The organism is Arthrobacter sp. AB6 (assembly GCF_031844545.1).
GTDB lineage: Bacteria > Actinomycetota > Actinomycetes > Actinomycetales > Micrococcaceae > Arthrobacter.
Genome location: NZ_JAUZVL010000010.1, coordinates 29,542 through 43,151, shown reverse-complemented (window position 1 = coordinate 43,151; position 13,610 = coordinate 29,542). Strand labels below are relative to the sequence as shown.

General features: G+C 56.7%; 7 protein-coding genes. All 7 read right to left on the bottom strand.

Annotated features, from left to right (window positions below; translation table 11 throughout):
* Positions 1-17: 17 nt before the first annotated feature.
* Positions 18-2,075, bottom strand: a complete 2,058-nt coding sequence (locus Q9R30_RS10110; RefSeq protein ID WP_311217502.1) for an AIPR family protein — start codon at positions 2,073-2,075, stop codon at positions 18-20.
* The gene (locus tag Q9R30_RS10105; RefSeq protein WP_311217501.1) at positions 2,072-3,100 is read right to left on the bottom strand and encodes a PD-(D/E)XK motif protein; all 1,029 of its coding nucleotides are present in this window, start codon (positions 3,098-3,100) and stop codon (positions 2,072-2,074) included. The genes Q9R30_RS10110 and Q9R30_RS10105 overlap by 4 nt, the downstream gene beginning before the upstream one ends.
* Entirely contained in the window at positions 3,084-5,972 is a 2,889-nt protein-coding gene (locus Q9R30_RS10100; protein ID WP_311217500.1) for a Z1 domain-containing protein, read from the bottom strand. Before Q9R30_RS10100 ends, Q9R30_RS10105 begins: the two co-directional genes overlap by 17 nt.
* On the bottom strand, positions 5,969-7,459 hold the full coding sequence (locus Q9R30_RS10095) for an ATP-binding protein (protein ID WP_311217499.1): 1,491 nt from the start codon (positions 7,457-7,459) through the stop codon (positions 5,969-5,971). The genes Q9R30_RS10100 and Q9R30_RS10095 overlap by 4 nt, the downstream gene beginning before the upstream one ends.
* Positions 7,460-7,487: 28 nt before the next feature.
* Positions 7,488-8,954 carry a DNA cytosine methyltransferase gene (locus tag Q9R30_RS10090; protein ID WP_311217498.1) on the bottom strand — a complete coding sequence of 489 codons (1,467 nt, stop codon included), beginning with the start codon at positions 8,952-8,954 and terminating at the stop codon, positions 7,488-7,490.
* Between the two features lie 528 nt (positions 8,955-9,482).
* The gene (locus Q9R30_RS10085) at positions 9,483-10,265 is read right to left on the bottom strand and encodes a hypothetical protein (protein ID WP_311217497.1); all 783 of its coding nucleotides are present in this window, start codon (positions 10,263-10,265) and stop codon (positions 9,483-9,485) included.
* Positions 10,266-10,532: 267 nt separating this feature from the next.
* Positions 10,533-13,568, bottom strand: a complete 3,036-nt coding sequence (locus Q9R30_RS10080; protein ID WP_311217496.1) for a helicase C-terminal domain-containing protein — start codon at positions 13,566-13,568, stop codon at positions 10,533-10,535.
* Positions 13,569-13,610 lie beyond the last annotated feature (42 nt).

Sequence of the window (13,610 nt, the reverse complement as noted above, 5' to 3'; positions counted from 1 at the left end):
CAGCGGATTATCGGATGTCACGTACGGCTGTGATCGGCTTGGAGATCGAACCCTAGGCGCTCGACTTCATCCAAAATCTTGACTCCCTGAATAGCCTGCTTCACAGAAGGGGCTCGTCCCTTTTCGAGGAGGTTTCCCAACGAGTAAGCAATGGATCGCTGAAAAGACTGCAGGTTACTGGTTTCCTTGGCCCATGAAGAAATAGCTTTCCAAGTGTGCGACGAAGCCATAATGACCCGTTTCAGCGCTTCCGTCTCTTCATCGGACTTCGCGGCAGCGGCTTCCGGCGTATCAGCCATGTTGTTCGGCCCTAAGTAGGGTGTCGAGGACTTTGTGAGAATATCATCAGGGGCTAGCCAAGGAATGGCGCACACCGCATCCCAGCATTCCTTTTTCTTTGCCCACTCGGTTACGTTCCTAGTACCTGCACTTTGCAGGATTACCTCATGCACTCGGGGCGCCAAGCCCATGATCACATCTGCCAGCCGCTCGGGTAGCTGCTGTTCTTGCCAGATCTTGTTGAGATCGAGGCGCTGCTTGGACCCCCGCGATAGAAATGCCAAAGTGTAGGCGACCGTGACAGACCGGTAGCCTCCCAGAGCCAGCTTCGTGACTATGCGCTCAGTGTCCTTCCAGAGGATCGCCTTGGCCACCAGGCGCTCAAAGTAGGCTTCGTCAGGGAGCGTCCGATCGCCATTCTCGGTGCGTGATTGGAGGAACTCTCGGAAATTCTTTTCGGCACCCAAGCTAACAACATGCGGCTTTTGCAGCCACATGTGTTCGTACTTTGCGACGTCGGTCTTTAGGATTTTCTGCGAGATCGGGTGCTCGCTCTTGAAGCTCCTCTGAGCCGCCGGTGTCCGTTCCCTCGCTACGGCATCGGCGTACTGGCCACGAGCTCGCTCGAAGAACCATCGCGTCATTTGGTGGGAGCCATTCTTGCCTGGAGCCCACTTGGAACGCGAAATCTGTTCCATCGCCACATGGAACTTGTCATTCGCAGTGAAGTCGGCCATGCGAACGGGATTCTGTGCGTTGGAAAACTGCGAGATAGACCGGGCCAATTCATGGCGGACTTCGTCTGCGACGACGGTCAGCTTCAGTTGAACTTGGACCTCAGAGAGATCTCGCTTGCTCTTCGAAAGCGCGTGGTAGAGCGAAGCCGTCGTCTGCCCACCGTTGACTATCTGCACATCATGCAGATTCGTCACCAAGGTTCGTCCGCCATCAGAGGTTGTCTCAACACCGGCGGCCGTCAGTGACAGACCGTTGTTGTAAGCGAGAAACCTATCAGGCTCTTCTGCGATGGTTGACTGTATCCCTTGATTGATCTTGCCACGCGTCTGTAGGAAAGAACGGACATTGAGCTCCAGAAGCCTGGGGCCGTATAAGCCATAGATGCGGGCCAAGACATCTCCCGGGATGACCGCAAGATAGGACTCGTAATCATCGGGGTCACCAAATGGCCCAAGAGCTTGGATGCCGTCGATCCCGTAATCGGGAAAGTTTATATACACGGGCTCTTGTGCTTCCCCAGAGCTATCAATCTTGTGAATGCGCTCCAAGTCCCACACCTCGACGGAAACGGGGCGGTCGCGAATATCCCCGAGAGCTGGGATTTCCGTTCGGAGGCGCAGGTTACTTAGAACCATCAGGCGAATACTTTCCACCGCCGGCCAGAGAGTCTTTACCTCGGACACGACGTCGTGAAGGTCCGATGACTCGTCAACGTACTGATCTAAGTTCATCGATGAGTGCGACGTAAATCCGCTCATCCCAGTCAACAAGGGTTGAAGGTCGGCTTTGGTCAGGCTTGAGATGCCGTCTGTCGAACGGAACAGAGTCCCAAAGACAGTTAGGCGGCTTCTCTCCTCGTCCCAGTCCACACCGGAGCAGATCAATCCCGGTTTGGAGAGCACCGCGATCCTTGGATCATTAGCCTCGCCTGCTTCTAGGAGCAGGTTCGCGGCGTACTCGGTGAAGGCTTGCGCCAAACTCTGGGGCGACTCTTCATTCTCCGCTGTGGAACGGACTTCTTGGGTTAGTTCTGCGTGAAACTGTTCGATTGTAGTCACGCGTAAGTCCTCCTGAACACGTCCAAGACGTCACCAGCCGAAAGAACCCAGGGACCACAGGATTCTAGATCGATTTTGTAGCTGACATGGCTGATACCATGCGGAATAATAGACTCGGTTATTCTAGGGAAATCCTCGCGAATTTCGAACCACTGCCGCTTGCGCACTTCGAAGGTGTTGGTGTATTGGCCGGAATGGTCATCAATGTAGCCGCTTCTGATTAGCCGTGCTTCCAAAGTCAGCTTCGCATGCTCATTGCCGTTCATCGCCTCCCGCACATCGGCTACCAAGCTAGGCAGCTTGAAACCGATCCCGTCTCCCCTGATGTCCAAGGAGTAGGCCGCCATGAGAAAAGTCTCCGTTTGGACTAGGTCTAGTTGACGCTCATTAGCGATCGTCACCTGCCGTGATCCTGTGGAGGATGTGGATTTAACTTCAACGGCAAGCTGGGAATCACAGAAATCTTGAAGTGCCCGCTCGGGACCGAACCAGCTGTCAGCCGCCTTCTCCTCGCCGGCGTATGGGATGAAATAGTCCCTAAGGGTGAGGAGCTCTGCGACCAATCCAGCTTGCGCCTGCGCGGCTAGGCCTTGGCGGGCAACGGTGAAGAAGCCCTGCCAAAGCTCTAGGCGGCGGACGACCTGCTTTATTAGCGCTCCTGCTTTCGTTCCCTCAACGCAATTTGTGATATCTCGGGCCAAGGCTCTGAACACGGAGGTAACTTCTGAAGCCGATTCAAGGATGCGCAGCTCGAGGTTGCCCCCACCCACGTCAATCAAACGAATATCGAGTCCGGCTACGGAGGGGAGACCGGGCTGAATCTCCTTGAGCTCGCCGGGGGCTTTGAAGAGGAGGCCCCTTCTTCGTCCGGACGTAAAACTGATCAGCGCGAAGCGATCTTGGCCTGGTGGCGAAGAAAGCCGCCTTCGTACCTCCCCAATGCTTGAACGACTAGACTCCAGCGACTTCCAAGCTGCGTCGAGATCGACGTCGTCGGAATGATAGGGCTCAAGCCTGCTGTTCATCTTGTGCACCTTCATCCTCATCGTCGAACATCGCATCCCAGTAGACCGAGTTCACCTGGTATTCGACAGCCAAGTCGTTATCACTCTGGGGGAATGACACAGCGAATCCCACAAGAGGAATGGGTGCGTCATCATGGGTTGTTACTTCTTGAAGCAGATCTTTATGGAGCAGTTTCTCAGGATTCAAGGGATAGACCATTAAGAAACCAGTGTTCTTGTCTCGCACCATCCGTTCTGCAGCCGCGGATGGACGGGTTGGCCTGGTCCGAGCCTTGGCGTCCCCGGCATCGAAGCGTTCTTGCGCCCAGCCGAGAGCACGTTCCCACTCCTCAGATCCCTTCTGGAGTGGCAGAAGTTCATCCCCCGAACTTACGAGTCTCTTTATTGTCACCCTCGGTTGGCGGACACCGTTCTCTGACTCCATCACTTGGTTTTCGAGTTCAGGCGAAGGGGCTCGGTCGAATGACCGTAGTTTCTTCCCACTAGGGGTCGTTAGGAGATCATCACCAGTCCCCTGCCTCGAACCGATCATCACGATCCAATTCTCGAGTTCTGGCACGTCTAGATGTGTGCACTGTCGGATGTAATCCACCAATGGTTTAGGCAGACCTCTGCCGGTATCTCTGTGAGCCACATAGGAGTTTAGGAAATCGATGACAACGTTGGCCTCCACAGAAGCAACCTGCGACCTTTCCAACACGTCAGGTTTCACGAGGCAGGCAGTTAGTAGAGAATCAAGCGCATCCCAGTTGGCTTTGCGGGAAGCCGCCGAGGTATCAAAAAGCAGGGTCTCACACTGCGTTCCAGCGAAGGATACGCGGAGGCTTTGTGCATTTCTGGACTTATTGCGGGCAGTAACCATTAGACCGTCCGGATGTTGCTGGACGCGAAGGCCGAATTGCTTAGGGGTTTTGTTCAACTGTGCCATGATATCGAATTCACGGTACAACTTGGCGGTTGCATTAGTAATTCGCTCATACCAAGTTACCAGCTGAGAAGTGGTAAATATTCGGCACAAATCTAGGTACCCGGGCCGATATCCAAACCATCGGCCCATTTGCATCAGGGTGTCATACATCCTTGACGCCCTTAAGTAGTAGGAGGTAGTGAGACCCTCCAGAGTAAGACCGCGGGAGAGTTTGTCCCCTCCCACAGCAATAACGGTGAGCCCCTCCGGGCGAGAAGAATACATCAGGGAATCTTTGACGGATCCGTTTACCACTTGCACTTCGACTTCATCCAGCACTGAAGAGAGGGTGACGGCGACTTCGTACCAAGGAGAGATCTCCATACATTCGGAACGAGATTCCTCTTGCCGCATCATAGTCGAGGTCGTAGTAAGGAAGTCCGACTGGTAGAGCTTTTTCAACTCAGAAAGCGCGGATCCTGACTCCTCGACACCTTCATGACGAACGGAGACGCGAAGTTCTTCAACGTAGTCCTCGACCTGAAGACGCACACCTTCTTGAACGTCTTTGAACCGCGTGACGTGAACAAGCATTGAAGAATGCTTGTTCTTGATGGGTCGAAGCTGTTTGAGTGCGGCCGAAAGAATGAAGGACTGGATGGCCGTCTTCATCGAGTCAGGTAGTTCGTCTTCCGGCACCTCCGTCTTCTTGTGCCCGTCACGGAGCCAACCTTCGTGATCGTCCACTGTCCGCAGAGTCGGAATCGGGGTGACACTTTCTAACCCAACGTCCGTGTCCTCATTTAGTCCAAAGAAGCGAATAGGGCCGGAGTAATTGGAGGGCTCTGGAAGCCTTATAATGAAGTGCTCAGGAAATAGGTCATTACCTACAGAGCTATGCTTGGCCTTCGGATCGATGAAGATGTTGGCAAACGGAGTCGCCGTATACGCGACGTAAGCGCTTTGTTCGAACGTATCCAAAATTTTACGAATTAGACCATTAATTTTCGACGGGTCACTCTCGTCGTCTGTGAGCTTCTTCTGGCTAGTGTCGACGGATGCGTAGTCTGCTTCATCGTCGAGCACCAGGAGCGGAAGCTTCTGGACGATTTTTTTATTCGTCTCAGGATCAACCGTGTGCGTAAGCTCCGTGGCCCACCTGTAGACGTTGGACAATATTGATGCATTTTTTTTGACCACGAGGATTACCGGGTCGCCGCCCAAGGACTGCAGTGCCCTCTTGGCGGTGCTGAGACTGAAGTCTCCGTTTGATTCAACAGTGGTCGAGCAGTTGATTCGTAGAAAGGGTCCCGATTTAAGGCCGACGCCCGTTTTGGGGGATTGGCCGGTACTGCTAAATGCGTCGACGGTGTTGAATCCTAAGACGCCCTCATTCACACGTTGTTGCGTTTGGCTTCGGAGACTATCATGCGCACCGGCCAAGACAATCACGAGCTTGTACCCAGAATCAATGGCTTTGTTGATGAGGCCTATATAGTTAGAAGTTTTGCCCGATTGCACTTGGCCGGCAACGAGTCCCCGGCGCTCCCACCTTCCCTCTCTTGTAGGATCCTCGAGGGAATCCAATATCTTGTCTGTAACCACTCCTACGGATTTATCGAAAACGTGGCCGGGTCTGCCCTCATCCTCGATCATCAGCCGCCGGTACCTGTCCCAGAAGCGCCACTCGATGTTTGACCTTCTTGTTGCGAGCCAAGGTTTGTGATCTGTCGGATCGTAGAGACCCTCGCCGGGTTCTACGTAGGTGTTGAACTCCTTTTCGAGCTGACGGACGATCTCTGTCAGGTCCTCTTCAGTCGCGGGCTCCAAGCCCCTTTGAACCGAGAAGTCGTGGGCATCAGTGACTGCAGACTCGATGTCTTCTCTTGTGAGGAGCGCCTTGTCCTTCTGGAAGTCCTCGAGGTCGACCCGAGCGAGCTTCAAAATGCGTGCAAGAGTTCTCATTCGACTCCAACTTTCTCTTTATATGCAGCCACGATTTCAGGGTAAAGCGAAAAAGGCTCAACGCTTGATAGCTCGCCTATTGCTGCGGCCATATTGCGACCTCGATTTGTCATGCGCCGGCACAGAAAATCCAGATCCGCCATCACTTCATTAGCATTTCCCTCGAAGGGTCGATGTGAAGACTCGATGCCGTCGGCAACGTGGATGGCGATCTGCGTCAGCGGCAGGGTTTCCTCGACGAAGCGGAGTAGGCGCCGTATCTCATCTTGGGCGCCTGGCGCCGCTTCCAACAGTTGCGTAACGACGGGGTTGTCACGGTTGATTTTGTAGGTGATCTTTCCGTCCCGGTCCTTGTATTCGCGCCATGCAAAGACAAAGTCCTGGGCAGCGTTGCGGGCGCTGAATTGCCCTCTAAACCTATAGACGGACTGGGCTTTGGACTTGGCATCACGTGCAATGCGGCGAAGGTCAGTCACCAGAGGGGCCGGGGGACGCACATGAGACTTTCTGACGTCCACTTGCCAGTGATGGTCCAATTCAACGGGAAAGTCGAGCGCGATCCTAGCAAGCTTTGCATGCTCTTCCTTCATGCCGCCCACGCCCAGCCAGCTTCCGGCCACGAGAAGCCTGTCATTGCGGAAGACATAGAAGCCCTGATTAGCATTCCACCCTGCAACTCCCGCTGCTTGGCGATGCTCGTCGTCGGACATCTTGCTCTTATGCGGCAGTACGTAGGAGGTGACCTTTACAACGCTGCCGTCTAACGGCAGGTGTTCCTCGCCACCAGACCAAGTCCCAAGATGCGATGCCATGAAGGGGTCCCATGGCGTGATTGGATGTCCGTTTAGGTGAATTTTCAGGGCACGTCTCCCTGACAAGAAGCGGTGGAAGGTTAGGGCTAGATGGCGCTCGACGCGATCAGCCACAGCTAGAAACTGCGTTTTAGTCGCACGCCCGTCAGGATCATCAAGACCGACCAGACGATCACACTTTGTCCAAATGACCGCTGTTCCTGCTCCGGTGAACGAAATATCATTGATGACTTGTTCCGGCAGTGTGGTTCGTAGCCGCCACTGGCCGGTTGCTCGAACTTCGTCTAAGTCCCACCTTCGGACAGCCGTGCCAAGTCCATTCGAGCTCACCACGGTAAGTTCCCGTGCTTGGGAGATGGAAGCAGTCTTTAGGCCTAGTCCGAACCTGCCAAGATCCCCTGCCGAACGTTCCTCCAGGGGGCTCTTGCTTCCGAGCCGCATCGCGTCGAGAAGTTGGTCTGCTCCCATGCCGTGGCCGTCATCTTTGATGACGACATAGCAATCGCCGTCATTCCACTGGAATGAGATGAATATATTCTTCGATTTTGCCGCAATGCTGTTGTCCACCAAATCAGCAATCGCGGTTTCCGGCGTGTAGCCGAATGCGCGAAGCGACTCGAATATAGGACTTGCACTGGGCTCAACAAGATCCCAGCCATCGTCATCGATGTTCAATTTGACCCCCATGGGATAGCCCGTGTAGCTAGTTCAGTAGTTCCCGCACGATGTGGCCGATCTGGTACGCGAGGTAGGGCGGCACCGCGTTCCCGATCTGCGTATATTGCTGCGTTCTGTTGCCCAAAAACGCGTAGTTATCGGGAAATGTCTGAAGCCTCGCAGCTTCGCGCACCGTCAGACTCCGCATTTGGGAAGGATCTGGGTGAATGTAATAGTGACCATCTTTGGCTATGTGAGAGACCACAGTTGAAGATGGTCTATCCCAAACCTGAACTTTAAAGCGATCGGCGAATGCTTTGGATTCCAGCCTGGCAGCGTTGTGGTTGGGGAGAAGGTCAACTGCGAACTCTGACAGGAGGGGAGACCGGCGGTTAACGGCCCCGAAGGCTGCGGCGAAGAAGTACCTGTATAGATCTGCTTCCATGTGACCCCGGGAAACATGATTGGCAAATCCGCCAATAGCCGGATCGGCCAGCCAGCGCTGGAGGTCAGTGTCGAGTTGGGTATTCGTGTGCCCTTGAATAAATTCTTGGCCAAGAGGCGGGACTGGTCGGAGCGGCTCTTCAAAGCCGGCCACAGACTCCTTGACCATGCGCTGCGCCAAACTACGTATGCCTGCCCAAAGGTGAACGTCGTCACGTCCGCGCGAAATGCGGGACCGTATAGCCGGGAGATCCCCTATAGCCTCTCTGACGGTTGCTTGTTTCTTGCGTTTTTGAAGGAACATAGGCTTCTTGCCTATGTCAGAGCGGACGCCTAGGAGGATTACACGGTGGCGCTGTTGCGGCACGCCGTATTCTTCTGACCTTATGACGAAATCTCGAGGTGATAGCTCTTCTGGTTCATCAGGAATAGTAAGTGAGTAAATGACATACTCCGCATCGCCGCCCTCGTTCTTAAGGTCCTCTCGAATGCGTGCAAACATGGGTTGTCCGCCGTGGGTCGATGAGAGTAGCCCCTTAACGTTCTCCATGACGAAAACGGCCGGAGAAAACTTCCTGATGATGTGAAGGTATTCTTGGTACAGGAAGTGCTTTTTGTCATCTTCGAAGGTCAAATCGTTGGCTCTTCGAGAACGGCCAACCAAGGAATAAGCCTGGCAGGGTGGCCCGCCAATCAGAACCCAATTCGTCGCTCCGTCCAGCCCAACCTTTATGTGAAGGTCCGACACTTCTCGTGTGTCAGGCCCGAGTTCAAGTTGGTGGACGTGGCGTGAGGCTCGCTCCAAAGCGGCAGCCATTTTCCCGTCTTGGCGGAGCTCACGCTCACCAATCTCCGCACGGAGGAACCGGTAGTAGGCGCGGGGGACTTGGCTTCGGTCCCGCAGGTCCCGAAAGGCACTTCGCAACGTCAGAGTTGAGTGAGCCGAGCGTTCCATTTCGATGGCAGCAACCGACTCGAAAACAGGCTGCCCCTCAGCCGCGACCGATGCAAATCCCTCGCCCAGGCCGCCGGGCCCGGCAAAAATATCAATAATGGGGATAACTCCCACGCTTGCCTCTTTACTGCTCTTTACACGCCCAAGACGTGAGAATCATCTGCGGCTGTCAGCCGCTTTGTTCAAACTACTACCCACCGCTGACATCTGGCTTAGGAACACACAGGCGGCATCCCTCGAGCATATCTGGCCGAGCGGAGCAGGATGCTGTAACTCGGTTTCGCGTCGCGTCGCGTCTTGACGGCTCGGACAGGCGGGTTCACGGCCTGCACATGTTGGTCTTCGCTGCCGCAGGTTCAGCTGGGTTTAGATCTGTGCCGAAAATCACTGACACCCGCAACTCACATGTCTTGGAGGCGCTGCATCACTGAGGGTGGACGGTCTGTCTTCAGCAGCTGGGACGCGGCCACGGCAAAGCGGTGCTGGCGGTCCTGGACTTCATCGGCGAGCAGCGCCATTACATCCGCTTTAACCTGCGCTATCGAGCACTGACCGGATGAATGCAACTTCTTTATCGTCGACTATCAGGAGAAACTTCTCGATTGCTGGTTCCTCTTCCATGTAGCGAATTCTGTGTCGCACCTAAAAGTCACTTTTTACCTTCGATTTACTTTCGCACATGCGACCGCGCTCACCCTCGTCCATTGATTTTTCAACGATGCGGATATCGAGCTCCGACGGGTCGCTGTCGAGATAGAGGCGTCCAGCCTTGTGCAACGCCAAGCCAGCGTCAAGGTATGGGCGCATTGTATTTCTGGCTATACCAGTCTCGCGTTCCAAGCGGCGGCGGTTGATCTCGCCATTGCGGAGCTTCGATGGATCCAGTGCCATGCGAGTCCATACCCGTGCAAGCTTAACAATGGCTTTTTTCCTGAGGAGTTTTACGGATGTGTACGGGTCTTGGCTGTCCCAAGCGCTGCTAGCACGCTCTGTCCGAGGGTCGACATTGATGATTGCGAGTAGCCCTTCTGCGGTCCCGGGAAGGTCCCGCGCCGGACTTTGATCGAAACTTTGGCTGTCGGTACGCGGCAGGCGACGGAGAAGTTTTAGCTCCTCTGATGCTGTGTGGAGCCGCCGAGCCAACTCCGCAAGAAGTTCTTCGCTGGAATAATTAGAAAGACTAACTTCGTTATCTGCCGACCTTGGAAGATCTATTTCCTGTTGCCCGTTCATGCACATCACAATATCGAGCGTCAAATGAAATAGGGAATTCTCCAGCGCGTGAGCCGAGTCTGAACCGCCATCCAGCTGAGGGCATTCTGCAGCTGCAAGCGGCGCGCGAGGCGGAGGTTCCGAGACCTCCGGGGCAAGGTCATCAGCACCGACAATTTGCGAGCCATCGTCTTCGGTAACTCCGTCCAGCACGCACACCTCCATGCCCCTGTGTTCTGGCGGGCAGGCCCGCCAGCAAACCCTGCGACGCCTGCGTCAGCGAAAATCAATTGCATCTACACATCGGTCACGCGCAGTGCAGCTCTTGACCAGCCCGATGTAGACCCTCCTGCTGCTCCGGCCTCGCGCAGAGCGCGATGATCTTTCAACAGCTGGGACGCGCGGCTGGGCAGGGCTAGCTGGGAAGGCGGTTGCGGGCAGCATTAGCCCTATCCCGTAGCCTGAGAATCGGCGGGCGTGCTATGGTCTCAGGTTCAGCGGCTTCAACTCAGCCCCGTCCTTGATCAGCCCCAACAGATCGTCCTGCCGAGCCTGTCCAAGAGTCAGCCGGTACTTCGCCAGCCCATTGAGCATGTGCTTGGTCCGCGGCACATCCCGGCTCAGCGGGTGATCCAGCAACCGGCGCTCAATCTTGTGAGCTCCAGGATGAATCCAATGAGGAGCAAACTCAGTGCTGGAACTTTCGGGCTGTGCGGCGATGTCCGCAGAAGCGACTTCGAACAGCGTCCTCCACGGGTCACTCATCCCAGGCTTCAGCACTGCAGCACCATGAGCGGCAGCAACATTTTTTCGAACTGCATGCCCCAGATACCGGTGCACCCGCCCCTCCCGCTGTTCAAAATCGACAGGGTTCCTAGGAACGTTCCAGTGGATGACGGAGTGCGCCCACCAGTGGAAATCGATGCCCTCCTGGCCCACGGACGTGGAGGCCAAGACAAACGGCCAGAACGGGCTATTAAACGCTCGCCGAACCTCGGGCATGCGGTTGCTGTCCCCGTCCTCCGTCTTGCTGTTGCTGTACCGGACCGCGAAGCGAACACCCATCCGGAGATCCTCGTGGGATTCGTCGGGGTACTTGGCGAGCATCTGCGCGGGCTTGAGGGACAGCGCACGCCTGATGTCGCCCGCTAGCGCCCACAGTTGTTCCTTGTCGATTGTCTCAGGGCCCTGCTGGCTGCGGAGCTGGAAGACGTACTCGTCCAGCACGGCCTGGAGGTTCCCGCCCTCGCAATACCGCAGCACCTTCTGCCAGTAATCGCCCTCAGGATAGAGCTTGTCCAGCAGCTCGGTGACATCGAGACGGTTGAACAGCGTCCGGAGTCCGGTGGCCGCAAATACGGCGGCCTTCCACAGCTCGGCGCCGTCGAAGTCATCCGGAACAATGCGCCGCAAGGCCCGGTACATGCAGTTGGCCGGAGAATTGACGGCCAGGTCTTGAACGCCCTCCTCCCAAGTGGGATCGGCGGAGATTGCCTCCAGCATCCTGTCAAGATGGGCCAGGTAGAGGCCGGCCTCAGAGCCTCCCTCATGATCGGTGCCCCCGTCGTCCGAGGCTTTTCCCTGTTGCTGGCTGAACTCGTCCACTGCCCGCAACTCGTTGGCGGCAAGCTTCAAGTCATTTGCCCACTCAGCAGGAAGCGCGCCAGGAACGGAGAAATAGGAAGCCCAGGCACCGAGGCGGTTCGAGGGCTCGACGGAGGCGCTCCCCACCAAGGCGCTACCGGCCACTGCCGCGGCTTCCCGAACGGCATTTGCAGCGGCGAGCGAGCCATTCATGGCTGCAGCCTGCAATGGATCACCAACCAAGGCAAGGGCAGCATGGGGAATGAACAACGCCAAGGTGGACATAGCCTGCGGTTCACCTTCGCGGACACGGAACCGCAAACGACCACGGAAACGCTTGCGGGCATCGGCGGTGTTCTCGCCATGCAGCGGAGACCCCTCCAGAATTTGCCGTTCAGCCTCGTAGGAGAGCAGCGTGGTGATCGCCGTCGGGGCGGCGTTCCACGCGGAGAAGACCAGCTGCTTGGTGACGGCCATCCCTACCTCTGCGAACGCCCCGGAAGGCTCAACATAGGGGAGCGACGGCGGCATCCACAGCAGCTTCCACCAGCCTTGCCCAACGGTGTGGTCCCGCACGGCCCTGAACTTCGCGTTGTCAGTTTCCACGGCGCCATAGCGGCGGTAGGCATCCGCATCGATCGTGGTCAGCACTGGCAGCACCGGGTCTACGGCTTCGCGGTCGCACTGGATTCGCCCGTCCAGCATCCTGCCCACCTTGTAGTCAGTCAGGAAGTGGGCGAACATCGGCACGGACTTCCAATACTCCATGGGATTGCCCGTGCGCGTGGCGCGGAACAACGCGGAGAGAGATTTGTAGCTCGCAAGGTCAGTAGCCCGGACATCGGTAGGCGCCATTTCGATCACGGACAGCATGTCGTCCTTGCCCAGCTGCGGGCGCTCCGTCCGGGCCATAAACAGTCTCAGCTGATCTTCGATCCGTTCGGTCAGGGCCTCGTCCGGTACCTGCTTGAGCAGCTGCGTCCGCCGGTCGTCCAGATCCGCCTCGAGGCTTTCCATATACCCGGAACGCTCACTGCTCAGGAACCGCAGCAGCTGCCGGAAGTCCGCGGCGTGATCGTCGCCGTCGGCGTCATTCGCAGCCGTGTGCGCCTTGTACGGCGTCGCCGACAGCAGGATGAGCTTGGCCCCTTTGTAATTGAGGAATTGCCGGGCGAGCTCCGCCGCGGGATCCTCATCGCTTGGCGCCGTGCCGGGGGAGTAGAGCAGATCGCGGAAGCGCTGGAACTCATCGAGAATGATCAGGTCCGGTTCCAGGCAATCCAGGCCTGCCTGGGCGAGGTCTCCCCGTAGGCCACCGATAATGGCGCTCATGCGGGGCCGAACAGCATTAGCTCCGTCGCGCGAAGCTTCACGGAGGGCTTTGCGGAACGCGGGTAGATTGCCGCTTTGGTGGGCGATCGTACGGAAACGATTCCTTACCGGGACGGAGAAACCACCAGGGAATTGCTCGTGCATGTATTGCACGCGGCGAGCGAATCGCCCGGTGGAGGAGCCCGCGCGAAGAAGCTCAACGGCGTCGGAATGCTGCTCCTCGTTAATGACGCCGAGCTGCGCCAGGATGCGGAAGAGCACGGCCCGCTCCCGCGCCTGCCCTGTCGCGCCTCCCACATTGAACGAGGTGCCCGGCGTCAGCGATATGAAATTGACCCGCTTTCGGGTCCCCGGCGCCGCCGGAGCGTTGAGTTTGGCCAACTCGGTGGGCAGCAGTGTAAGCCGCCCAGACTCGATGATGTCCTTCTGCCCTGTGACGTTCAGCCGGCTAAGGTTCTGCTTTGCCAGATCAGCATTGGAACAGACGTAGACGACGTCGATCCGGTCCACGCCGGAGTCCCCCTGATCAAGTCTCTCAATGGCCTTCGCGATAACGCCGCGGGCCACCATGCTCTTGCCCAGGCCGGTCTCGTCGGCCACAAGGAAGCGGTCCGCCGGCTGGTCGTCCAGGTACAGGCGCTT